We start from the raw sequence: 22,612 nt of genomic DNA, 5'->3' as shown, positions 1-22,612 counted from the left end.
CTTAGACTTTCGCCTCTTCCGTCTCTTCATCTTTAGCCATGTGCATGCGATCGCGGCGCGCCAGTGTCGGGAACAGTTTGACCCACACCCCGGTCACCACCAGCGTGCCGATCCCGCCCATGACCACGGCTGGCACGGTGCCGAACCAGTGGGCGGTCAGACCCGATTCGAATTCGCCCAACTGGTTCGAGGCACCGATGAACAGACCATTCACGGCGCTGACCCGGCCACGCATTTCGTCCGGGGTTTCCAGTTGCACGAACGAGGCGCGGATCACCATGCTGATCATGTCTGCCGCGCCCAGCACCACCAACACTGCCAGGGAAAACCAGAACGAGGTCGACAGGCCGAAGGCGATGGTTGCCACACCGAAGATGCCCACGGCGGTGAACATCACTCGCCCGACGTTGCGCTCCACGGCAAACCGCGCCAGGAACAGCGACATCAGCAGCGCGCCCACCGCCGGTGCCGAACGCAGCAGGCCAAGCCCCCACGGGCCGGTCAGCAGAATGTCCTTGGCGAACACCGGCAGCAGCGCCGTGGCGCCACCCAATAGCACCGCAAACAGATCGAGGGAAATCGCCCCGAGAATGTCCGGACGACTGCGGATGAAGCGAATGCCCGCCAGAAGCGAATCCAGAGTGGCCTTGCCCTTGTTCAACGGGGTTTGCCGGGCCGGCAGATTGAGCATCAGCGAACAGGCGATGACATACAGCAGTACCGTCGGGCCATACACCCAGACGCTGCCGAAGGCGTAGAGCAAACCGCCGAGGGCCGGGGCGACGATGGTGGCCGATTGCTGGGCCGATTGCGCGGCGGCGACCGCACGGGGAAACAGCGCGCTGGGCACGATACTGGGCAGCAGGGCCTGGGTGGTGGGCATTTCAAAGGAGCGAGCGGCACCGAGCAGGAAGGCCAGGATAAAGATCATTTCCCGGGTGACATGATCAGTCGCGCTGCCGATGGCCAACGACAGGGCGATCAATGCCTGCAAAGACTGGCAGATCGCCGCGACCTTGCGCCTGTCATAGCGGTCGGCGACGTGCCCTGTGTGCAGCATGAACAGTACACGCGGGGCGAACTCGACCAGGCCGACCAGACCCAGGTCGAGCACGTTGCCGGTCAATTGGTACAGGTTCCAGCCGATGGCCACGGTGAGCATCTGGAAGCCGCTGGCGGTAAATACCCGGGCCAGCCAGAACGCGAGAAAAGGGCGATGGTGACGTAACAGCAAGGGCTCTTGGCTGGGCATCTGCGGGGAAGTCTGGGGGAGAGGGGAACGGCGAGATTATCACCAACCTGTAACAGAAAGTTGCCGTGACAAAAATTTTAGTTAGCCAGACATCGATTTTCTCCAGGTTCCCACAGGGAATGTGTTGCTGAGGATGACAAAAGCCGTGAGGCAACTTGTCACGCGGCAAAAGACCACGCGGTTCATCCCCGAAATTGGGACTACTCTTTCAACGTTGATTGATCCAGGTCAAAACCCACAAAAGGATTTGATCCGGCGGCCGCAAGGCCAGACTCCCTGCGTTGCGATGCGTGCAAAAAAAAAGAACAAACAGAGATTCGCCACACTCCATATCCGTGGGGGCCGTGGGTGCAGGCCTTAAGCCGGCAGCCGTACTACCTGACAGAGGAAGACTTATGTTCGGTTTAGAGGCACTTGATCTCGCCCGAATTCAGTTCGCATTCACCATCTCGTTCCACATCCTGTTTCCGGCCATCACCATCGGCCTGGCGAGTTACCTGGCGGTACTCGAAGGCCTGTGGCTGAAAACCCATAACGACACCTACCGTGACCTCTACCATTTCTGGTCGAAGATCTTTGCCGTCAACTTCGGCATGGGGGTGGTTTCCGGTCTGGTAATGGCCTATCAGTTCGGCACCAACTGGAGCCGTTTCTCGGACTTCGCCGGTTCCGTGACCGGGCCGTTGCTGACCTATGAAGTACTCACGGCATTCTTCCTCGAAGCCGGGTTCCTGGGCGTCATGCTGTTTGGCTGGAACAAGGTCGGGCGTGGCCTGCACTTCTTCGCCACCGTGATGGTGGCCATCGGCACGTTGATCTCCACGTTCTGGATTCTCGCTTCCAATAGCTGGATGCAGACCCCGCAGGGCTTCGAGATCGTCAACGGTCAGGTCATACCCACCGACTGGCTGGCGGTTATCTTCAACCCGTCGTTCCCGTATCGCCTGATGCACATGGCTACGGCGGCGTTCGTCGCCACGGCCTTCTTCGTCGGTTCTTCCGCGGCCTGGCATTTGCTGCGCGGCAAGGACAACCCGGCGATTCGCAAAATGCTCTCGATGGCCATGTGGATGGCATTGATCGTTGCGCCGATCCAGGCGGTCATCGGTGATTTCCACGGTCTCAATACGCTCAAGCATCAGCCGGCGAAAATCGCCGCTATCGAAGGCCACTGGGAAAACAAGGGCGACGAGGCGACCCCGCTGATCCTGTTCGGCTGGCCGGACATGAAGGAAGAAAAAACCAGATTCGCCGTCGAGATCCCGTATCTGGGCAGCCTGATCCTCACGCACTCACTGGACAAGCAGGTGCCGGCACTCAAGGAGTTCCCACCTGAAGACCGGCCGAATTCGACCATCGTGTTCTGGTCGTTCCGGATCATGGTGGGCCTGGGCATGCTGATGATCTTCACCGGTTTGTGGAGCCTGTGGCTGCGCAAGCGCGACACCCTCTACACCTCGCGGCCGTTCCTGTACCTGGCGCTGTGGATGGGGCCGTCCGGCCTGATCGCGATCCTCGCCGGCTGGTTCACCACGGAAATCGGCCGTCAGCCATGGGTGGTCTATGGCCTGATGCGTACGGCGGATGCCTCGTCCAATCACAGCTTCATGCAGATGAGCATCACCCTGATCCTGTTTGTCGTGGTTTATTTCGCTCTGTTTGGTGCCGGTCTTGGCTACATGATGCGCCTGGTGCGCAAGGGGCCGAAGACCGACGAAGGCAAGGAAACCAACGACGGTGGCCCCGGCCAGAAACGCACGCCGGCCCGGCCGTTTTCCGCAGCCGACGACGATCACACCGACGCCGATCACAGCCTGACCAAGGAGATTTGAATCATGGGTATTGATCTTCCGCTGATCTGGGCCGTGATCATCATCTTCGGCATCATGATGTACGTGGTCATGGACGGTTTCGACCTGGGCATCGGCATTCTCTTCCCGTTCATTCCGGGCAAGACCGATCGCGATGTGATGATGAACACCGTCGCCCCGGTGTGGGACGGCAACGAGACCTGGCTGGTGTTGGGTGGTGCGGCGTTGTTCGGCGCGTTTCCGCTGGCCTATTCGGTGGTGCTCTCGGCGCTGTACCTGCCGCTGATCCTGATGTTGATCGGGCTGATCTTCCGCGGCGTGGCCTTCGAGTTCCGCTTCAAGGCCAGAGACGACAAGCGTCACCTGTGGGACAAGGCGTTCATCGGTGGCTCGGTCACCGCGACATTCTTCCAGGGCGTTGCGCTTGGCGCGTTCATCGACGGGCTGCCGGTGGTCAACCGGCAGTTCGCCGGTGGTTCACTGGACTGGCTGACACCGTTCACGATGTTCTGTGGTGCGGCGCTGGTGGTGGCGTATGCCTTGCTCGGTTGCACCTGGCTGATCATGAAGACCGAAGGCAAGTTACAGGAACAGATGCATGATCTGGCACGGCCATTGGCTTTCGTGCTGCTGGCGGTGATCGGCATCGTCAGCATCTGGACCCCGTTGGCCCACACGGATATCGCCGCTCGCTGGTTCACCATGCCGAACCTGTTCTGGTTCATGCCGGTGCCGATTCTGGTGCTGGTGACGATGTACGGCCTGATCCGTGCCGTGGCCCGCAACGCGCACTACACGCCGTTCCTGCTGACCCTGGTGCTGATCTTCCTCGGTTACAGCGGATTGGGCATCAGCCTGTGGCCGAACATCATCCCGCCGTCGATCTCGATCTGGGATGCCGCCGCGCCGCCGCAAAGCCAGGGCTTCATGCTGGTGGGCACGCTGTTCATCATCCCGTTCATCCTGGGCTACACCTTCTGGAGCTACTACGTGTTCCGCGGCAAGGTCACCCATGAAGACGGCTATCACTAGTCCTGTGCACCACGAACCTTTGTAGGAGCGAGCCTGCTCGCGATGGCGTCCTCACAGACGCCATCCACCTTAAACGGAGTAATGAGCCATGTCCGGTAAACACACCCTGCACGACATTGAAGAAGCCGAAAAAAAGCCGCTATGGCAGCGGCTCGGCTGGTTGGCCTTGATCTGGGTCGGCAGCGTGGGCGCCCTGTTCATCGTCGCCAGCCTGATGCGCCTGTTCATGAACGCGGCCGGCCTGACCACGCACTGACATCTCTCCCGTGGCCTCAGGGCACGGATTTACGACCCTCCGACCGGAGGGTTTTTTTTCTGTTACTTGCGTGCCTTGAGGATCACGAATTTCGGATTGGCCGCCACTTGCTCGACGCCACGGAACAACCGCGCCAGCTTGCTGTGGTAACCCAGGTGACGATTGCCGACGATGTACAGCGCGCCGCCCACGACCAGCGCTTCGCGGGCCTGCTGGAACATCCGCCAGGCCAGGAAGTCGCCCACCACCTGTTGTTGGTGAAACGGTGGATTGCACAGCACGACGTCAAGCGATTGCGGTTCCTGGCCGGCCAGGCCGTCACCGGCGCGTACGATCACTTCCCGTTCACCCAAGGCTGCGCGCCAGTTCTCGGACGCCGATTGCACGGCCATGAACGACTCGTCCACCAGCGTGTAGTGGGCCTCGGGGTTTTGCAGGGCGCTGGCGATGGCCAGGACGCCGTTGCCGCAACCGAGGTCGGCGACCCGCGCCGAGCCGAGGTTTTTCGGCAGGTGTGGCAAAAATGCCCGGGTGCCGATGTCCAGGCCTTCGCGGCAAAACACATTGGCGTGGTTGAGCAGTTCGATAGCCGGTTCGTCGAGTCTGTATCGCGTTGGGTAAGGCGACACCGCTGGCGTTTTGTCCTGAGCCGTGGCAATCAACAGCCGCGCCTTCTTCACCGCCAACGAGGCTTGCACGGGGCCGATGTAACGCTCCAGCAAGTCGCCCGCCGCCCGGGGCAGATGCTTGATCATGGCGGCGGCAACCACTTGGGCGCCGGGAGCCAGTTGGCCTTGCAGGCGGATCAGTTGCTCTTCCAGCAGTGCCAGGGTTTTCGGTACACGGATGAGTACGCAGTCGAACGGCCCGGCTGGGGTTTCGCTGGCGGGTACGCCCGGCACCGCATCAAACGCCAGGCCGTTGCGCACCAGGTTCTTTTCCAGACCCTGCAAGGCCAGGAACGAATCACCGCTGCTGACCACCCGCACCTTGCCCGCGAGGCTGGCCGCCAATGCGCCGAAACTGTCATTGAGCACCAATACCCGGGTGCCCGATGCCGGCTGCTGTTCGGCCAGATGATTGAGCAGGTATTCATCGGCTGCATCGAAAGCTTGCAGCGGTTCGTTCTGCTGTTCGGGCTGGCGGATCAGGTCAAGGCTGGCGAAGGGTGTTTCGAGCAATGGCATGGGGCGGGGCTCTGGGTAATCAACGGATGTCCCGCTGCCCGAAGGCGTTGGAGCGGGCGGAGCCGTCCGAGTGTACTGCGTCGTGAAGGTCTACACGCCATCACTCAGGAGGGACCGCAAATGGTACGTTTTTTTTGCCTGGATTACCCGCGGGTTTTCCCGCAGTCGGGCGCTCTCAGATGGCTCCGGACCGGGCCGCGGCGATGACTGCCGCAATCTTGTTGTTGACGCCGAACTTCTCGATAGCCCTGTGCACATGAAAATTGACCGTGCGCTCACTCAAATTGAGGATCCTGGCAATTTCATAGGCCGTCTTGCCATCGGCCGACAGTTTCAATACTTCGAGTTCCCGTCGTGACAAGGGGGGCGCTTGGGGGCGGACCGTTTTTTTCGGTTGCATCCCGAGCGCCAGAGCGTGCAAATGGCGGCTGATGAACACCGAGAACCCAAGATGCTCGTACAACTCATAGGCTGAAATCGGGCAGTGGCTTCTGGCCAGGCTGAGGATACTGCACAGACCGGTTTCCTCATCGTGTACCGCCTGGGACCAGCCATGCTGCAAACCTTGTTGCCGCAGCAACTGCCATAGCCATGGCGTCCTGGCAAAAAGCTCTTCACTCCAGAGAACAGGCAATGTTGAGTGATTGCAATGCGCTACTATCGGGTCTATTTGCGTAGCGTTGTTTTTTTCATATTGATCGTTCCACTCATGGGGAAAATTGTTCAGGTTCACTGAACTGGCGCGGGCCCCGACTGAGTTCGAAGTAATTGAAAAGCCACAAAATTTATACCCAAGGTTTCTAGCGAAGTTGAGCGCGATTCGATAGGCCGTATTGATCTCTTGCGTGTGCGCCAAGTGTTTGAGCTGTGACTCTTTCCAGATCTCCATACGGTGATCTCCATATGCTTGTTGTCCTTGTGCAATATTGGATCCGAAATCCGACACGTCACGAAGTGTAGGACAGTTCCTACGCTAGGGGTTCGACAATTTTGTTCTTTTGGCTGTTGAAAAAGTGTGGTTCAGGTTCTTAGGCGATAGATGAGTTATGAAATGCCATATGTCATTTTATAATCATGGTTGTATGCCGCATCTAATAAACGATCAGTAGTGCTTGTTAATACCACTACAATTTGTCGGTGGTTACGCTGCTTTCTTTGCGGGACACTGGGGTGTCTTTCGATTGGAGCCTTCCATGTCCGTCAGTGAAGAAAAATTTACCCGTCAGACCTTGTTCGAGGTTCATCCGCTGACCCCGAACCTGTTTACCTTGCGTGCCACCCGGGATGCAGGGTTTCGTTTTCGGGCGGGGCAGTTTGCCCGGCTGGGCGTCACCAAGGCTGACGGCAGCACGGTATGGCGCGCCTATTCCATGGTGTCCTCGCCCTTTGACGAGTTCCTCGAGTTCTTTTCCATTGTCGTACCGGGCGGTGAGTTCACCAGCGAGCTGAGTCGGCTAGGGGTTGATGATGCATTGCTGGTCGACCGCCAGGCCTTCGGTTACCTGACGCTGGACCGGTTTGTCGATGGGCGCGATCTGTGGTTGTTATCCACAGGCACGGGCATCGCGCCGTTCCTGTCGATACTTCAGGATTTCGAAGTCTGGGAGCGATTCGAGCGGATCATCCTGGTCTACAGCGTTCGCGAAGCCCGGGAACTGGCTTATCAGGAGCTGATCGCTGGGCTGGCCAAGCGTGAGTATCTGGCGGAGTACGCCCATAAACTGCGGTTGATCACCACGGTCACTCGTGAACGGCATCCCGGCTCGTTGAACGGGCGGATCACCACGCTGATTGAGAACGGCGAGCTGGAGCGCACCGCGGGTGTTGCGCTGACGCCCGAGCACTCACGGGTCATGCTGTGCGGCAATCCGCAGATGATCGATGACACGCGCAAGCTGCTTAAGCAGCGGGACATGCACTTGAGCCTCAGCCGGCGGCCCGGTCAGGTGGCGGTGGAAAACTTCTGGTAAGAAAAACGGCGCCTCGTAGGCGCCGTTTTTTTGCTAATGCCGTCAAGGCCGGTTGTTCTGGGCCTTGAGCAAGTCGCGGATTTCGCCCAGCAACTCTTCTTCCTTGGTTGGAACCGGCGGCAGGCTAGGGGCCACGGCCTCTTCGCGCTTCAGGCGGTTAATGGCCTTGACGCCCATGAAGATCGCGAAGGCGACAATGACAAAGTCGATGATGGTCTGGATGAATTTGCCATAGGCCAGCACCACCGCCGGAGCGGCGCCCTCCGCTGCCTTGAGCGTTATGGCCAGATCACTGAAGTCCACGCCACCGATCAGCATCCCGATGGGAGGCATGACCAGGTCACCGACAAACGAGGTGACGATCTTGCCGAAGGCCGCGCCGATGATGATGCCGACAGCCATGTCGACCACGTTGCCTTTGACCGCGAAGGCCTTGAACTCATTTAGCACGCCCATAGGTTATTTCCTTGTTACAGATGAGGTTGATGAACGCAGTGTAAATCAGCAAGTCGCATTTTGCTCGAATCAACGGGCCTGCCGTGCTTGCCTGCAATCGCCAGCGGATGGTGTCGAAAAATTCGCCGATTGATCCCGTCTGTGGGCAGTCAGGCCTTGCGCAGTGTTTTGCATGCGATGTTTTTTCAGCGAAATGGCTTTGTTTGTGTGAGCGAGCCAAGGTTGCGGTCGGGGACGTTAAAGTTGGTCAGGCAGTTGTAGCGACATGAACTGTTTCGTTAATTTTTTGGGGTGTCTAACAGGTGCCGAGTTTCCCTGAATTAATCACTGTGCTGTGTGTACGTGTTTTCGGAGTTGTGCATTAAGTATGTAAATGAACAAAGTTTGTATAAGTTTTCAGGATTTCAGTCGGGCATGTCTTTGGAGTTTGTTGGTCATGTTGAGCGGAAAACTTATACAAGGTTTTGTTTGGTGGGTGAACATCAATATACATGTTTTTGTTGGGGGTATTTGAAGTCATCAAAAAGGGTTGAGAAGTATCTGGCTGCACTCGTGCGCTTCAGCTGAGCTATCATCGCGTTTTTTTCCGGGAGTTCCGATGGCCAAGGCCAAGCGCATGTACGGCTGCACCGAGTGCGGCTCAACCTTCCCCAAATGGGCCGGCCAGTGCGGTGAGTGCGGGGCCTGGAACACGCTCACCGAAACCATGGTGGAAAGCGGCGGGGCAGCCGCCCCCAGCGGTCGTACCGGCTGGGTCGGCCAGCAGGCGCAGATCAAGACCCTGGCCGAAGTCAGCGTCGAAGAAATTCCACGCTTCTCCACCGCTTCCAGCGAGCTCGACCGGGTTCTGGGGGGCGGTCTGGTGGATGGCTCGGTGGTGCTGATCGGTGGCGACCCCGGCATTGGCAAGTCGACCATTCTGTTGCAAACCTTGTGCAACCTCGCCAAGAGCATGCCGGCGCTGTACGTCACCGGTGAGGAATCCCAGCAGCAAGTGGCCATGCGTGCGCGGCGCCTGGGGTTGCCTCAGGATCAACTGCGGGTCATGACTGAAACCTGCATCGAAGCCATCATCGCCACGGCCCGTCAGGAAAAGCCCAAGGTGATGGTGATCGACTCGATCCAGACGATCTTTACCGAGCAACTGCAATCGGCACCGGGCGGTGTATCCCAGGTTCGAGAAAGCGCGGCGTTGCTGGTGCGTTATGCCAAACAGAGCGGCACGGCGATTTTCCTGGTGGGCCACGTCACCAAGGAAGGCGCGCTGGCTGGCCCTCGGGTGCTGGAGCACATGGTCGATACCGTGCTGTATTTCGAAGGCGAGTCCGACGGGCGCCTGCGCCTGCTGCGAGCGGTGAAGAACCGTTTCGGTGCAGTCAATGAACTGGGCGTGTTCGGCATGACCGACAAGGGCCTGAAAGAAGTCTCCAACCCTTCGGCGATTTTTCTGACCCGTGCCCAGGAAGAAGTCCCGGGTAGCGTAGTGATGGCAACCTGGGAAGGCACGCGGCCGATGCTGGTGGAGGTACAGGCGCTGGTGGACGACAGTCACCTGGCCAACCCCCGTCGGGTCACACTGGGGCTGGATCAGAACCGGCTGGCAATGTTGCTGGCGGTGCTGCACCGTCACGGCGGCATTCCGACCCATGACCAGGACGTGTTTCTCAACGTGGTCGGCGGGGTCAAGGTGCTGGAAACGGCGTCCGACCTGGCGTTGATGGCGGCGGTGATGTCCAGTTTGCGCAACCGGCCGTTACCCCACGATCTGCTGGTATTCGGAGAGGTCGGACTTTCCGGCGAGGTGCGCCCGGTGCCGAGCGGTCAGGAACGCTTGAAAGAAGCTGCCAAGCACGGCTTCAAGCGGGCCATCGTACCCAAGGGCAATGCGCCGAAGGAGGCGCCAGCTGGCTTGCAGATCATTGCTGTCACGCGTCTGGAGCAGGCACTGGACGCGCTATTCGAGTGACTAACAGACGAAACACAAACCCTGTAGGAGTGAGCCTGCTCGCGATTTCGGTGTGTCAGCCAGCAGTAATGTGACTGTCAGATTGCAATCGCGAGCAGGCTCGCTCCTACAGGGGAATTCGATGATGGCTAGATTTCGATCAGGGCGCCCAGCTCTCGCTCGAGCTCAGCCTCATCCGCCAGGTTGAGCTCGATCAATCGCCGCAGGCGCTCGATGGACTCCAGGCTGATGTGCAGGCAGACAAACCCGAGTTGACCATGGTCGTCGTGGGCCAGTTGCACATCCATGGTGATGTCGGCCTCTTCGCTCAGATGAATGTCGACCAGGAAATCCTGCTGCGGATTGCCCCGCCACGGATCGGGTCGCTCGATCAGCAAGCCCTTTAGCGACAGATCAATCAACTTCACCGTCCAAGTGGACTCGCCCTGACTCAGCTCGGTTCGGGCATCGAACGCAATACGTTTGAAGCGGCGACGTTCGGCAGGGTGCTCGCTCATGGCGCGATCCTCGGAAATGTACGCTGACTATAGACCCGCATGATCAGAGGCTGCCAGCGCGTGCAGGTGTCTAGACCAATGTCGGGGTATGGTCTTTGCCGTCAGGAGCGCTAAACTCGGGGTGGCTGTCTTTCTTGTCCACTCTGGCTGGAATAATAAAATGAAAAATAATAATAGCCCGCTACGCCATTTGCCTTGGCTGGTGCTGGCAATCGTAGGTGCGTGCGCCCTGGGTGTAGTGGCATTGCGCCGAGGCGAGGCAATCAACGCCTTGTGGATTGTGGTCGCTGCCGTGGCCATCTATCTGGTCGCCTACCGCTACTACAGTCTGTTCATCGCTAACAATGTCATGCAACTCGATGCGCGGCGGGCCACTCCCGCTGTGCTCAATAATGACGGTCTGGACTACGTTCCAACCAACAAGCACATCCTGTTCGGTCACCACTTCGCCGCCATCGCCGGCGCGGGGCCTTTGGTCGGTCCGGTGTTGGCGGCGCAGATGGGCTACCTGCCCGGCACGCTGTGGCTGATTGCCGGCGTGGTGCTGGCCGGTGCAGTTCAGGACTTCATGGTCCTGTTCATGTCCACCCGCCGCAACGGTCGTTCCCTGGGCGACATGGTCCGCGAAGAAATGGGCCGCATCCCCGGCACCATCGCGCTGTTCGGCTGCTTCCTGATCATGATCATCATCCTTGCGGTGCTGGCGCTGATCGTGGTGAAAGCCCTGGCCGAGAGCCCGTGGGGGATTTTCACGGTGATGGCGACCATCCCGATCGCGATGTTCATGGGCATCTACATGCGCTACATCCGCCCGGGCCGCATCGGCGAAATTTCGGTGATCGGCGTGCTGTTGCTGCTCGGTTCGATCTGGCTCGGCGGGCAGATTGCCGCGGATCCGGTGTGGGCCAAGGCGTTCAGCTTTACCGGTATCCAGATCACCTGGATGTTGATCGGTTACGGTTTTGTTGCAGCGGTGTTGCCGGTGTGGCTGATCCTGGCGCCCCGTGACTACCTCTCCACCTTCCTGAAAATCGGCACCATCGTCGCCCTGGCCATCGGCATCCTGGTGACCATGCCCGAGCTGAAAATGCCGGCCCTGACCCAGTTCGTCGACGGCACCGGTCCGGTATGGAAGGGCGGTCTGTTCCCGTTCCTGTTCATCACCATCGCCTGTGGCGCGGTATCGGGTTTCCATGCGCTGATCTCCTCCGGGACCACGCCGAAACTGCTGGATAACGAAACCAACGCCCGCTACATCGGTTACGGCGGCATGCTGATGGAGTCCTTCGTGGCGATCATGGCCATGGTTGCCGCTTCGGTGATTGAGCCTGGCGTGTACTTCGCCATGAACAGCCCGGCGGCCGTGGTCGGCGGTGATGTGGTGGCGGTTGCGACAGCCGTCAGCAACTGGGGCTTCGCCATTACCCCGGAAGCGCTGCAAGCGGTGGCCCACGACATCGGTGAAACCACCATTCTGGCCCGTGCCGGTGGTGCGCCGACCCTGGCAGTCGGTATCGCGCAGATCCTGCACAGCGTTCTGCCGGGCGAGAACACCATGGCGTTCTGGTACCACTTCGCGATCCTGTTCGAAGCGCTGTTCATCCTGACCGCGGTCGACGCCGGTACACGTGCCGGGCGTTTCATGCTGCAGGACTTGCTCGGCTCCTTCGTCCCGGCGCTGAAACGTACCGAATCCTGGACCGCCAACCTGATTGCCACCGCCGGTTGTGTGGCCATGTGGGGCTGGTTGCTGTACCAGGGCGTGATCGATCCATTGGGTGGCATCAACACCCTGTGGCCGCTGTTCGGTATCTCTAACCAGATGCTGGCCGGTATCGCGTTGATGCTCGGCACCGTCGTGCTGATCAAGATGAAGCGCCAGCGGTATGTCTGGGTCACCATGTTGCCGGCGGTGTGGCTGTTGATCTGCACCACGACAGCGGGCTTCATCAAGCTGTTCGACGCCAACCCGGCGATCGGCTTCCTGGCCCTTGCGGAGAAATACAGCGATGCGCTGGCCAACGGCCAGATCCTCGCCCCGGCCAAGGACATCACCCAGATGCAGCACGTGATCTTCAACGCCTACACCAACGCGACGCTGACCGCGCTGTTCCTGTTCGTGGTGTTCAGCATCCTGTTCTATGCACTCAAGGTCGGTATTGCCGCCTGGGGTAAAAAAGAGCGTACGGATAAAGAATCGCCATTCCAGGCGCTGCCGGATGCGTAATCAGAGGATTGCAGCATGTTCAATGACCTGAGTCGCCTCGGTAAATACCTCGGTCAGGCCGCGCGCCTGATGGTCGGCATGCCCGACTACGACAACTACGTCGAGCATATGCAGACCAAACACCCGGACAAACCGGTGATGGACTACGAGGCGTTCTTCCGCGAGCGTCAGGAAGCCCGTTACGGTGGCAAGGGTGGGCCCAAGTGCTGTTGATCCGGTTGTCGGATTAACAGCAATACCTGTGGGAGCGAGCTTGCTCGCGATGGCGGACTGTCAATCAACAGTGATGTTGAATGTTAAGCCGCTATCGCGAGCAAGCTCGCTCCCACATTTGTTTTGTGTTGTTTATCAGTTTTGTGAAACAGGAGATCAATTTTGTCCTCTCCCATCCCGGTCACGATCCTCAGCGGCTTCCTCGGCGCCGGCAAGACCACCCTGTTGCGTCATCTGCTCAAGGCCGAGCACGGTCTGAAAATTGCGGTGATCGAGAACGAATTCAGCGATGCCGGTATCGATACCCAGCTGTTGGGCGATGAGCCGGTACAGGTGATGACACTGTCCAATGGCTGTGTCTGTTGCACCATCCACACGGACCTGACCAAAGCGCTTTATCTGTTGCTCGAGCGTCTGGACCAGGGCGACATCGCCTTCGACCGCCTGGTGATCGAATGCACCGGCCTGGCCGATCCGGCACCGGTGGCACAAACCTTTTTCATCGACGAAGAGCTGCGTGAGCGCTATATCCTCGACGGCATCATCACCCTGGTGGACGCGGCACATGCCGACTTGCACCTGACCCAGACCATCGCCCAGGCGCAGGTCGGATTCGCCGACCGCTTGCTGGTGAGCAAACGCGACCTGGTGGACGAGCCGACCTTCACCGCGTTGAGCGAACGCCTGACCCGTATCAACCGCCGTGCGCCGATCCGCGTGGTCGACCACGGCAAGATCGACCTGGCCGAGTTACTCGATGTGCGCGGCTTCAACCTCAACGCCGACCTCGGTGGCGGCGTGAGTTTGCGCCCGGTCAGCCGGGCCCCATCCATCGACCGCATTTCCAGCCTGGTGCTGCGCACTGAAAAGCCGCTGGATATCGACAGGCTCAGCGAGTTCATGAATGAACTGCTGGAAGACCATGGCAAGCAACTGCTGCGCTACAAAGGCGTGTTGAATATCCTCGGCGAATCGCGTCGCATGGTGTTTCAGGGGGTGCTGAAACTTTATGGTTTCGACTGGGATACCGAGTGGGCGGAAGACGACGTGCGCGAGAGTGTGATCGTGTTCATTGCCGATGATTTGCCGGAAGAGAAGATTCGCGCGGGTTTTGCTCGGGTGGCGGCGGATTAAAGTCAGACATTGCAGTGAGCCTTGAGTCGCATCGCGAGCAGGCTCGCTCCCACATTTGAAGTGCAGTTCCCTATGGGGGCGATCCTGCTCGCGAAAGCGGTTTAACCTGCGGCACAGTTTTGGCCCAGTGCCGATGCAGGGTTCAACAACAAATCTTCCAGATAGTCCAGATGCCGATTGAGCACGACTTGCGCCGTCGCGGCATCTCCTCGCTCCAGCGCATCCAGCATCTCCATGTGCTCCACGTAATAATCCTTCTGCTGCAGGTCAAACTGCGCAATCGCCAACGAAGTCAGCGGTACCAGGCTCTCAAGAAAATGCGCTAGCGGTGCATTTCCCGCCATTTGTGCCAACTGCAAATGAAACTCTACCGACAAGCGAATCGCCCGGCCACGTTCGGCGCATTGACGCTCGTTGTCGACCAGTGTCCGCAGGCGCTTCAAGCCTTGCGCGCAGGGTCGCTGGCAGGCCAACCGCACCAGCATGACCTCGGCCAGGCGCCGGGCATGCAGTGTTTGCCGGGTCTGCTCGACATCAAGTTCAGCGACGCGGGGACGATGGTTGACGCGAAGGATGATGACCTGCTGATGGGACAGTCGCGTCAGCACGTCACGCATGTCGCTGCGCCTTGCACCGAACATCTGCGCCAGGCTTTCTTCGGTAAAGCGGCTGGCCGAATGGATGCGCTGTTCGAAAATGGCGTCCAGGACCCGCGAATACAGATCATCCACCGAAGGGCGGACGGGCAGGGTAGCGAGCGTTTGTGGCGAGGCGTAGTTGTTCATGGCCAATCTCCAGTTCGAAGAGGTTTCAACTGCCGAGGTTGTCTTCCGGAATGTTCAGTTCGATGCCCATGCGCTGGCCTTCGCGCAAAATGTGCCGACGCATCTCGACGCTGGCCTGAGCGCTGTTCTTGCTGCGGATCGCCCGCACCACGGCTTCGTTTTCTTCTAGGCGTTCAGCCAGATGCTCCGGGGAGTTGCGCAACACTTCGGCGCTTTGCTTGAGGGCATTGCTGGTTTGCTGGACCACGCTCTGGAAGATCGGGTTCGACGTCAGCGTGAACAGCTCTTCGTGGAACGCGATGTAGGCGCTGACGCCGGCTTCACTGTCATTGGCCTCCAGGGCTTCGCGCATGTCCATCAGGGTCAGGCGCAGTTGCCCGACTTCCTTGCTGCTGATGGACTGGGCCACGAGACCGACTATGAACGGCTCCAGGGTGTAGCGCAGTTGCAGCACGTCTTCCAGGCTCGCTGCGGCCACCGCGCTGTCGTGGGACTGGCCATCGCTGAGACTGGCCTCGAGCACGACGACGCCTTTGCCCGGCATCGAACGCACCAGGCCAAGGGTTTCCAGGACGATGACCGCCTCACGCAGGCTCGGGCGGCTGATACCCAGTTGTTCGGCCAGTTCACGTTGCCCCGGCAGCATTTCGCCGGAGCGCCACTGACCTCGGGCCAAAGCGGCCCGAAGTTTTTCCACGACTGAAGTTACAACGGTCGACGAGGTAATCACTGTTCGCTCCATGAGCATCTAAAAGGGGTGAAGGTGTGCCGGCCAAGGCGAGGCCGGCACACCGTTGATTCAGAATTCCTGCTGATGCGCCGGTGCGACCGGTTTTCTCGGCTGGAAGGTATAACCCGCCTGGCCCGAAAGTACCTTGTTCGCCCGCTGCACATCGATGTCCTTTTCCCACCGCGCAATGGCGACGGTCGCCACACAGTTGCCGATCAGGTTGGTCAGGGCCCGGCCGATGCCCATGAACCAGTCCACGGCCAGTACCAGCACCAGACCCACCACCGGAATGGCCGGAATGGCCGTCAGGGTGGCCGCCAGAATCACCAGCGCCGAGCCCGGAATGCCGTGGGCCCCCTTGGAGGTGATCAACGATACCAACAGAATCGTCAGCAGGTCGGTCATTGCCAGCGGCGTGCCGGTGGCATTGGCGATGAACACGATGGCCAGGGTCAGGTAGATCGAGAAACCGTCGAGGTTGAACGAGTAACCCGTTGGAATCACCAGACCGACCGTCGAGCTGCCGATGCCCAGATGCTCAAGCTTGCGCATGATTTGTGGCAGCACGGCGTCGGACGAAGCGGTGCCCATGACGATCAGCAGTTCTTCGCGCAGGTATTTGAGCAATGGCCACATCTTCAGGCCGGAGAGGCGCATCACCAGACCGAGAATCAGCGTCACGAAAGCCACGCAGGTCAGGTAGAAGAGGCCGACCAGGCTGCCCAGGTGCTGCAGCGAGTCCAGGCCATATTTGCTGGTGGTGAAGGCGATCGCACCGAACACACCGATCGGCGCCAGGCGCACGATCATGCCCATGATGCGGAAAATCACGTGGCTGAGTTCATTGATCAGCCGCGAAATACCCGATGCCGCCTCGCCCACCAGATTCAGCGCACTGCCGAACAGCACGGAGAACAGCAGGACCTGCAGGATGTTGTTATCGGCAAAGGCTCCGATCACCGACGTCGGTATCAGGTCCATCAGGAACTGCGTGGTGGTGTGCATGTGCTGGCCGCGCTGGGCAATGTCGCCCATGTCGGCTGCGGAAAGCTGCTCCAGGTGAATGTTCGCGCCGCTTCCGATGCCGGTGCTGAAGGCGAACACCAGGCCGATCACCAGGGCGATGGTGGTCAGCACTTCGAAGTAGATCACCGATTTGAGGCCGATACGGCCGACCTTCTTCAGGTCGCCAGCACCGCTGATGCCGCTGACCACTACGCAAAACACAATCAAGCCAATGAGCATTTTGATCAGCTTGATAAAACCGTCACCGAGCGGTTTGAGCTGAGCGGAGTATTCGGGAAGGGTCAGCCCGCAGACGATGCCGAGCACCAGTCCGAGAACCACTTGGAGGAAGATTGAACGCGAGCACCATCTGAGCATGGGAGGAATCCTGGTCGGTGTCCTGGCTGCCGTGTGCGGAACACATCAGATTCAGGACTTAATTATTGTGGTCTTACCGGTATGTCCAGTGCAGGCGCAGTCTACGCTCGGTTTTTTCCGAAATACAAGTGAAAATCTAAAAATTGGCATGACCGGTCTGACCAGTTGCGCGATGCATCACGATCCAGTGAAAAATACGGATGAAAAAAGCCCAGCCATTACTGGCCAGGCTTTCTCGTGCTACGGGCAGACTGGTTAACCATGATGCGCAGGCGGTATTCGCGCAGCGACTTCCCCTAATAAGGCACATTGCGTTGAAGGATGTTCAGTTTGAAGTCCAGGATGCTCGAGCTGCGGGTTGCGTTGGTCCGAATGAATGTCCCGACCTTGGGGTCATATTTATTGCGGCTCAGACCCGCCCGCAGAAGGTGACCCCCTCGCGTCTGTATCCTGATGGTGGGTGTGTCGTTATCGAGTTGATCCAGCGTGATGATTTTGCCTCTTGCATCCAGCAAGTTGAAAGTCGTCTGGTCGCCATCGTTCGTTGCATAAGCATTCAAGAAATCTTTCTCCTCTCTACTTACTGTCATGTAGTAATACTCGCCTGGAGTGAATATATAGAGGGTGTAATAGTCGTCGAGACACCTGAAGTAAAATTTCAGTGCGTCGCTGGGGATGCCAGGCTTCAAGAAGAGGTAGTTGGAAACATCGATATAATGAGAGAACGTAAACGCTTCGTAGTCAGGGCGTGGAGTTGTGATTTTTTTGCGGTACGTCAACTTTGGAAAATGAGGGCGGCCATAGCGAGTGCTGAGAGTTGCAATGAATGATTTTTCCTGGTCAGTGCTCATGTTTGTACCTGAAGGTTTTGAGTATTGGTGGATAGGCGCTGTTCCTGCAGCGGGAATAACGTGCGAGCGATGTTTGTGCTGTGTGTCAGACTTCGTTCGGATCACTCAGGAACGATGCATTGCGCTCGATGATTCGCAACTTGAATACCATGCCTTTATCATCAATTTCGGCCAGATAGCTATAAGGCGCCCCCCTGCGACGGATGCTGCCGATTTTCTTCGAGTGACGAACCTTGAGCCGGAGTCGCTGGATATCACTGCCCATGTCTTCCAGGGTGATGATCCGGTTTTCCAGGTTCAGGAGGTTGAACGATGTGGTGTCGCTGCCAGCGGGAAGAAATGCACCTAGAACCCCGGCAAAATCCTTGCTCACGCAATGCCCTGTGTAAGTGGTATGGGAGCGGATATAAAGGTGGTAGTAATCATCTGTACAACGAAAGTAAATCGTGATCGGCACAGCGTTGTGGACTTCCTGTACAGGACGACGGCCTAGCAGATGAGAATCGTCCCGTGGTGTTGGTGCTCCGGTGTAAAAACCGCCAGAGAACAATGAGTCGTTGCGTATGGCGGGCGTGCCATGTAATGAACCTAGGAAGTCAACATGTTGATTGTCCAGTTCCAATGTTGCTATGAAAGACTTTTGTCTGTTTGTAGTCATTAATTCATCCTTGAATTTTATGAGTTGTTTTTTAGCGTGGGGTGTTGCTTTCGATATTGTCAGTGCAACCAGGTGCGTGTGGGAAGTTGTGAGTCAGGGCAAATATAGTTGGTTGGTTATTTTGTTGTTGTTTTTGTGAGCTAACAGTAACAGTTAATTATCTGTTTCAGGCAGTTTTTTGGAGGGGGTTATTGTTTCAGGTTTTGAGTGTTGAACGCAGAACAACGGCACCAGATATATTTCCGGCGTGTGAGGACATTAGTGCAGACGAAAAAAAACCGGCCAATCAATTGGCCGGTTTTTCATGCTGCGGATTTAGCGGGGCTGATTAAGCGCCGTATACCGGCAGCTTCTTGCAGATGGCCTTGACCTTCTCACGAACGGCATCGATCACCGCTTCGTTATTCAGGTCAGCCAGGATGTCGCAGATCCAGCCGGCCAGTTCCTTGCACTCTGCTTCCTTGAAGCCACGAGTGGTCACTGCCGGGGTGCCGAAGCGCAGGCCGGAGGTGACGAACGGGGAGCGTGGATCGTTTGGCACGGAGTTCTTGTTCACGGTGATGAACGCTTTGCCCAGCGCGGCATCGGCGTCTTTACCGGAGATTTCCTGCTTGATCAGCGACAGCAGGAACAGGTGGTTCTGAGTACCACCGGAAACCACGTCGAAACCGCGCTCGATGAACACGCTGGCCATGGCCTGGGCGTTCTTCACCACTTGTTGCTGGTAAGCCTTGAACTCAGGCTGCAGCGCTTCCTTGAAGCAGATCGCCTTGGCCGCGATCACGTGCTCCAGCGGGCCGCCCTGGGCGCCCGGGAATACGGCGGAGTTCAGCTTCTTCTCGATGTCGGCGTTGGCGCGAGCCAGGATCAGGCCGCCACGAGGACCGCGCAGGGTCTTGTGGGTGGTGGTGGTCACGACGTCAGCGAATGGAACCGGGTTCGGGTAGACACCAGCGGCGACCAGGCCGGCCACGTGGGCCATGTCGACGAACAGGTAGGCACCTACCTTGTCGGCGATTGCACGGAAGCGCGGGAAGTCGAGGATCTGCGAGTAGGCAGAGAAACCGGCCACGATCATTTTCGGCTTGTGCTCAACGGCCAGGCGCTCGACTTCGTCGTAGTCGATCAGGCCGTTGGCGTCGATGCCGTACTGGATGGCGTTGTACAGCTTGCCCGAAGACGAAACGCTGGCACCGTGGGTCAGGTGACCACCGTGGGCCAGGCTCATGCCCAGGATGGTGTCGCCAGCCGACAGCAGGGCCAGGTAAACGGCGCTGTTGGCTTGCGAACCGGCGTGCGGCTGAACGTTGGCGTAGTCGGCACCGAACAGCTCTTTTGCTCGATCAATTGCAAGCTGCTCGACGACGTCGACGTACTCGCAACCACCGTAGTAGCGCTTGCCCGGGTAGCCTTCGGCGTACTTGTTGGTCAGTACCGAGCCTTGAGCTTCCATCACCGCTGGGCTGGTGTAGTTTTCCGAAGCGATCAGCTCGATGTGTTCTTCCTGGCGCTGAGCTTCTTGCTCCATGGCGGCAAAAAGGTCGGCGTCGTACTTGGCAATAGTCAAATCACGGCTGAACATGGCGGTCCTCAAGGATCGGGGGCGGAAAAGGGAGGCATTCTAACCCAATGGGTTTTAGATGGCATATGAAACGGCATCATGTCGCAGACAAGTGGCATTCACGGTGCGCGGCTGAATATTCGGACACAAATTATCCCTGAAGCGCGGAGCCGAGATGGGCATCCTTGTTTTTTTGCGGGGCACACCCTGTTCTGGAAGCCTGGATGAAGACTTGAGCTGACGAACGTCTTGCCCCTGAACGCTGGACAGGAGGCCGATGGATGATGCCCGTGACCGATCAGATGCCTACCACGCCTGTTTCCGCGCAGGCTTGCCCATGTCGTTGGATAGCCCTTGTATGGGCCATCGTGTTGGCTTGCATGATGCCCGGCTCGACGTACGCCTTGGCTAATGCCCCTGTGCTGCTGGACAGTTCCGTCGGGCAGTTTGCAATTGAGCCGGCCACGTTGGCCATTTCGCTCACGACTTCACAAGGCAAGCGCCTGGCGCTGGCGTCCCCGGCGTTCAGCGGCGGCACGGTGGAGCGGCTGTCGGATCGCGAATGGCAAGTGGTTGCAGGTGCGGCCCGGTACAAGGTCACGGCCAGTATCGAGCTTGGTGCGTTGCGGGTGTCAGTCCGGTCACGAAGTCCATCGGTCTTGAACTGGCCTCGGACTGCGGATCCCGGGGCCATCAAGGCCTACGCATTTCCTTTTGGCGAGGGCAGTTATGTGCCGGCGGACGACCCCGGGTGGCTTGACTGGATGGTGCGTCGTTACGAGCCGGAAAGTGTGCTGAGTATTCTTTCCATGCCGTTCTGGACGGAGCTGCGAGAGGGGCTTTCCGTGACCTGGCTGTTGGAGACACCCCTGGATACAACGTTTGATGTCGAACGCAGGGCTGATCGGGCACGACCTGGCTTTACTCACCGTTTCTCCTCTCTATCCCCTGATGCCGCTTATACCCTGCGATTTGTGCCCGGCCCGCCGGACCCGTTGTCGGGGGCGCGTGGATACCGGCAGTGGCTGCAGGCAAACGGCCAGTTTGTCTCCTTGAACGACAAGATTGCCGCGACGCCCGAGGTCGCCCGGTTAGGAGGGGCGTCCCATATCTATCTATGGGGCAACGATCCGCTGAAAGTCGCGGACATCGTTCAATGGCGAGCGTTTCTGGAACAGTTCCAGCGTCAGCAAGGCGATGACACGCAACTGGCGGGGCGTCTGTGGAAGGCGCTTGATGATGAAAAGCGCAAAGCCGTCGAGAAGGCGTTCAAGGCGGCTGCCAGGAACCCGGGTGATATTGAGCCATGGCTGAAAAGAGAGGTGGTTCGAGCGCTCAACGCGGCACTGTTGAAGGTGATTGCCCGTCCCGAAGTGACACCGCTGTCGGGCGGGCATGACCCAGGTGGTGAAGTGGCGTGGGCACGGGATATGAGCGTCGCCATGGAGCAGGCCTTCGGTCCGCTGTTGGCCCCCGCCCGACGTTGGGGAGGCGGTCTGTCGACCGACCTGGTCAGCGCGCTGCAATCGGCTGGATTGCGCCGTGCCTGGCTGGGTGTCAGTGAGTGGCGAACGGCGCTTTGGCACCCTGAAGCCATTGAACAAGCCAAGGCGGCGGGTTACCTGGTCGGCGTCTACGACAGCTATGGCAGCGCCCACCCCTCAAAACTTACGGCAACCTGGTCTACCGCGCAGATGGGCGATGAGTTGGCGAATGCCGGTTACCGGGATCAAAACGGCCAACCCGCCATCGGTTTTGCCGGACGTGGGGTGTATGTCAGTGCTCGTGCAGCCCATGACTATGCTCGAAAACGCATCGATGCGATTGCAGAAAACGCTGGGCTCAACAGCTATTTCCTGGATGTGGATGGCGCCGGCCCACCGCGCGAGGACTATACGCCCGGCCGCGAGACCAGTGAATCGCAGGACAGTCAGAGTGTGCGCCAGAGGCTCGCTTATCCTGCCCGGGCATTTGGCCTGGTGACCGGAACGGAAGGCGGGTTGTCCTGGTACGCCCCGCAGTTCGCGTTTGCCCAGGGCATGACGACGCAGCCCTTCGCCTGGATGGATCCTGATATGAAGGATTCACGCTCGCCGTACTATCGAGGCCGTTACTGGCCCGACGAAACGCCCAGTCTTTACTTCAAGCCTGTACCGCTCAAGCCTTCGATCGCCCGTTATGTGCGCTCGCCACGGTTTCGCCTGCCGCTTTATCAGATCGCCTTGCATGACAGCGTCGTGACAACCCATCACTGGGAGTACGGCTCATTGAAGTTCAGCAATGACTGGGAGGCGACGGCGCTCCTGCAATTGTTGTACATGGTGCCGCCGCTTTATCACCTCGCCGATGAAGTGCTCGATCGTGATCTGCCGGTGATCGCAGCCTATGACCGAATCTTCCGCCCGCTGCACGAGCGACTGTTCAGAGTGGCGATAGCGGACTTCAAGGTGTTGTCGACAGATCGCGCGCTCCAGCAATCAAGCTATGCGGATGGAACGCGCATCACCGTGAACTTCAGCAGCGGGCCGATGGTGGCGCAAGGTACGACGCTGCCTGCGCTCTCTGCCCGTGTCGAAGAACCTGGGCGGCCGGTGCGAGTGCATGAAATGAGTACGGTGTTCAAGGCGCGTTGAGCTGGTTGGG

20 protein-coding genes are annotated in these 22,612 nt (G+C 58.7%); 9 read left to right on the top strand and 11 right to left on the bottom strand.

Features of this window, described 5'->3' with window-relative positions:
* Window position 1: 1 nt before the first annotated feature.
* Window positions 2–1,252 (bottom strand): MFS transporter, encoded by a 1,251-nt coding sequence (locus ACM6J5_RS05970; protein ID WP_095942042.1) that lies wholly within the window; start codon window positions 1,250–1,252, stop codon window positions 2–4.
* Between the two features lie 395 nt (window positions 1,253–1,647).
* On the opposite strand from ACM6J5_RS05970, the gene ACM6J5_RS05965 reads away from it, so the two are divergent.
* From ACM6J5_RS05965 to ACM6J5_RS05955, 3 genes are all read left to right on the top strand, one after another.
* On the top strand, window positions 1,648–3,084 hold the full coding sequence (locus ACM6J5_RS05965) for a cytochrome ubiquinol oxidase subunit I (RefSeq protein ID WP_095942043.1): 1,437 nt from the start codon (window positions 1,648–1,650) through the stop codon (window positions 3,082–3,084).
* A 3-nt stretch (window positions 3,085–3,087) separates the two neighbouring features.
* Entirely contained in the window at window positions 3,088–4,095 is a 1,008-nt protein-coding gene (gene cydB / locus ACM6J5_RS05960; RefSeq protein WP_056728750.1) for a cytochrome d ubiquinol oxidase subunit II, read from the top strand.
* Window positions 4,096–4,183: 88 nt separating this feature from the next.
* Window positions 4,184–4,351, top strand: a complete 168-nt coding sequence (locus ACM6J5_RS05955; protein ID WP_095942044.1) for a DUF2474 domain-containing protein — start codon at window positions 4,184–4,186, stop codon at window positions 4,349–4,351.
* A 62-nt stretch (window positions 4,352–4,413) separates the two neighbouring features.
* On the opposite strand, the gene ACM6J5_RS05950 is transcribed toward ACM6J5_RS05955, so the two are convergent.
* A complete protein-coding gene (locus ACM6J5_RS05950; protein WP_095942045.1) occupies window positions 4,414–5,538 on the bottom strand; it encodes a methyltransferase in 1,125 nt (374 codons plus the stop codon).
* A gap of 175 nt (window positions 5,539–5,713) precedes the next feature.
* Entirely contained in the window at window positions 5,714–6,427 is a 714-nt protein-coding gene (locus ACM6J5_RS05945; protein ID WP_095942046.1) for an autoinducer binding domain-containing protein, read from the bottom strand.
* 304 nt (window positions 6,428–6,731) lie between these two features.
* Here ACM6J5_RS05945 and ACM6J5_RS05940 point away from each other — a divergent pair, with 304 nt between their 5' ends.
* A complete protein-coding gene (locus tag ACM6J5_RS05940; RefSeq protein ID WP_095942047.1) occupies window positions 6,732–7,508 on the top strand; it encodes a ferredoxin--NADP reductase in 777 nt (258 codons plus the stop codon).
* 42 nt (window positions 7,509–7,550) lie between these two features.
* Here ACM6J5_RS05940 and mscL read toward each other — a convergent pair whose 3' ends face one another.
* Window positions 7,551–7,964, bottom strand: a complete 414-nt coding sequence (gene mscL, locus ACM6J5_RS05935; protein ID WP_095942048.1) for a large-conductance mechanosensitive channel protein MscL — start codon at window positions 7,962–7,964, stop codon at window positions 7,551–7,553.
* A gap of 598 nt (window positions 7,965–8,562) precedes the next feature.
* Here mscL and radA point away from each other — a divergent pair.
* The gene (gene radA, locus ACM6J5_RS05930) at window positions 8,563–9,930 is read left to right on the top strand and encodes a DNA repair protein RadA (protein WP_414927999.1); all 1,368 of its coding nucleotides are present in this window, start codon (window positions 8,563–8,565) and stop codon (window positions 9,928–9,930) included.
* 128 nt (window positions 9,931–10,058) lie between these two features.
* Here radA and ACM6J5_RS05925 read toward each other — a convergent pair whose 3' ends face one another.
* Complete coding sequence (locus ACM6J5_RS05925; RefSeq protein WP_414927998.1) at window positions 10,059–10,427, bottom strand: PilZ domain-containing protein; 369 nt, start codon at window positions 10,425–10,427, stop codon at window positions 10,059–10,061.
* Between the two features lie 160 nt (window positions 10,428–10,587).
* Between ACM6J5_RS05925 and ACM6J5_RS05920 the strand changes: the two genes are divergently transcribed.
* The 3 genes from ACM6J5_RS05920 to yjiA all read left to right on the top strand — a co-directional run bounded on the left by ACM6J5_RS05920 (window position 10,588) and on the right by yjiA (window position 14,001).
* Window positions 10,588–12,654, top strand: coding sequence for a carbon starvation CstA family protein (locus ACM6J5_RS05920; protein WP_150672709.1), 2,067 nt, complete (start codon window positions 10,588–10,590; stop codon window positions 12,652–12,654).
* Between the two features lie 15 nt (window positions 12,655–12,669).
* Complete coding sequence (locus tag ACM6J5_RS05915; RefSeq protein WP_008371622.1) at window positions 12,670–12,867, top strand: YbdD/YjiX family protein; 198 nt, start codon at window positions 12,670–12,672, stop codon at window positions 12,865–12,867.
* Window positions 12,868–13,029: 162 nt separating this feature from the next.
* On the top strand, window positions 13,030–14,001 hold the full coding sequence (gene yjiA, locus ACM6J5_RS05910; RefSeq protein WP_095942050.1) for a GTPase: 972 nt from the start codon (window positions 13,030–13,032) through the stop codon (window positions 13,999–14,001).
* A gap of 101 nt (window positions 14,002–14,102) precedes the next feature.
* Here the strand turns inward: yjiA and ACM6J5_RS05905 are convergent, their stop codons facing one another.
* From ACM6J5_RS05905 to glyA, 6 genes are all read right to left on the bottom strand, one after another.
* On the bottom strand, window positions 14,103–14,786 hold the full coding sequence (locus ACM6J5_RS05905; RefSeq protein ID WP_150672711.1) for a GntR family transcriptional regulator: 684 nt from the start codon (window positions 14,784–14,786) through the stop codon (window positions 14,103–14,105).
* A 25-nt stretch (window positions 14,787–14,811) separates the two neighbouring features.
* On the bottom strand, window positions 14,812–15,516 hold the full coding sequence (locus ACM6J5_RS05900; protein WP_095942052.1) for a FadR/GntR family transcriptional regulator: 705 nt from the start codon (window positions 15,514–15,516) through the stop codon (window positions 14,812–14,814).
* Between the two features lie 69 nt (window positions 15,517–15,585).
* Window positions 15,586–16,899: a C4-dicarboxylate transporter DctA gene (locus ACM6J5_RS05895; RefSeq protein WP_095942053.1), complete on the bottom strand. Its 1,314-nt coding sequence runs from the start codon at window positions 16,897–16,899 to the stop codon at window positions 15,586–15,588.
* Between the two features lie 296 nt (window positions 16,900–17,195).
* The gene (locus ACM6J5_RS05890) at window positions 17,196–17,750 is read right to left on the bottom strand and encodes a hypothetical protein (RefSeq protein ID WP_095942054.1); all 555 of its coding nucleotides are present in this window, start codon (window positions 17,748–17,750) and stop codon (window positions 17,196–17,198) included.
* An 85-nt stretch (window positions 17,751–17,835) separates the two neighbouring features.
* A complete protein-coding gene (locus ACM6J5_RS05885; RefSeq protein WP_141249982.1) occupies window positions 17,836–18,408 on the bottom strand; it encodes a hypothetical protein in 573 nt (190 codons plus the stop codon).
* Window positions 18,409–18,736: 328 nt separating this feature from the next.
* Window positions 18,737–19,990 (bottom strand): serine hydroxymethyltransferase, encoded by a 1,254-nt coding sequence (gene glyA / locus ACM6J5_RS05880; protein ID WP_095942056.1) that lies wholly within the window; start codon window positions 19,988–19,990, stop codon window positions 18,737–18,739.
* Between the two features lie 260 nt (window positions 19,991–20,250).
* Between glyA and ACM6J5_RS05875 the strand changes: the two genes are divergently transcribed.
* Window positions 20,251–22,602 (top strand): glycoside hydrolase, encoded by a 2,352-nt coding sequence (locus ACM6J5_RS05875; protein ID WP_414927997.1) that lies wholly within the window; start codon window positions 20,251–20,253, stop codon window positions 22,600–22,602.
* The last annotated feature ends 10 nt before the right edge of the window (window positions 22,603–22,612 follow it).

This window comes from Pseudomonas sp. IT-P74 (assembly GCF_949768175.1).
GTDB lineage: Bacteria > Pseudomonadota > Gammaproteobacteria > Pseudomonadales > Pseudomonadaceae > Aquipseudomonas.
This window is presented reverse-complemented; position numbering and strand designations above follow the sequence as displayed.

Bases quoted from the DNA above. Each gene is read 5' to 3' on its own strand.
- ACM6J5_RS05895 (WP_095942053.1), bottom strand. From the start codon at position 16,899: ATGCTCAGATGGTGCTCGCGTTCAATCTTCCTCCAAGTGGTTCTCGGA.
- ACM6J5_RS05905 (WP_150672711.1), bottom strand. From the start codon at position 14,786: ATGAACAACTACGCCTCGCCACAAACGCTCGCTACCCTGCCCGTCCGC.
- ACM6J5_RS05920 (WP_150672709.1), top strand. From the start codon at position 10,588: ATGAAAAATAATAATAGCCCGCTACGCCATTTGCCTTGGCTGGTGCTG.
- ACM6J5_RS05925 (WP_414927998.1), bottom strand. From the start codon at position 10,427: ATGAGCGAGCACCCTGCCGAACGTCGCCGCTTCAAACGTATTGCGTTC.
- mscL (WP_095942048.1), bottom strand. From the start codon at position 7,964: ATGGGCGTGCTAAATGAGTTCAAGGCCTTCGCGGTCAAAGGCAACGTG.
- ACM6J5_RS05915 (WP_008371622.1), top strand. From the start codon at position 12,670: ATGTTCAATGACCTGAGTCGCCTCGGTAAATACCTCGGTCAGGCCGCG.
- ACM6J5_RS05940 (WP_095942047.1), top strand. From the start codon at position 6,732: ATGTCCGTCAGTGAAGAAAAATTTACCCGTCAGACCTTGTTCGAGGTT.
- ACM6J5_RS05885 (WP_141249982.1), bottom strand. From the start codon at position 18,408: ATGACTACAAACAGACAAAAGTCTTTCATAGCAACATTGGAACTGGAC.
- ACM6J5_RS05890 (WP_095942054.1), bottom strand. From the start codon at position 17,750: ATGAGCACTGACCAGGAAAAATCATTCATTGCAACTCTCAGCACTCGC.
- ACM6J5_RS05950 (WP_095942045.1), bottom strand. From the start codon at position 5,538: ATGCCATTGCTCGAAACACCCTTCGCCAGCCTTGACCTGATCCGCCAG.
- ACM6J5_RS05970 (WP_095942042.1), bottom strand. From the start codon at position 1,252: ATGCCCAGCCAAGAGCCCTTGCTGTTACGTCACCATCGCCCTTTTCTC.
- ACM6J5_RS05875 (WP_414927997.1), top strand. From the start codon at position 20,251: ATGATGCCCGTGACCGATCAGATGCCTACCACGCCTGTTTCCGCGCAG.
- ACM6J5_RS05945 (WP_095942046.1), bottom strand. From the start codon at position 6,427: ATGGAGATCTGGAAAGAGTCACAGCTCAAACACTTGGCGCACACGCAA.
- ACM6J5_RS05955 (WP_095942044.1), top strand. From the start codon at position 4,184: ATGTCCGGTAAACACACCCTGCACGACATTGAAGAAGCCGAAAAAAAG.
- cydB (WP_056728750.1), top strand. From the start codon at position 3,088: ATGGGTATTGATCTTCCGCTGATCTGGGCCGTGATCATCATCTTCGGC.
- ACM6J5_RS05965 (WP_095942043.1), top strand. From the start codon at position 1,648: ATGTTCGGTTTAGAGGCACTTGATCTCGCCCGAATTCAGTTCGCATTC.
- glyA (WP_095942056.1), bottom strand. From the start codon at position 19,990: ATGTTCAGCCGTGATTTGACTATTGCCAAGTACGACGCCGACCTTTTT.
- radA (WP_414927999.1), top strand. From the start codon at position 8,563: ATGGCCAAGGCCAAGCGCATGTACGGCTGCACCGAGTGCGGCTCAACC.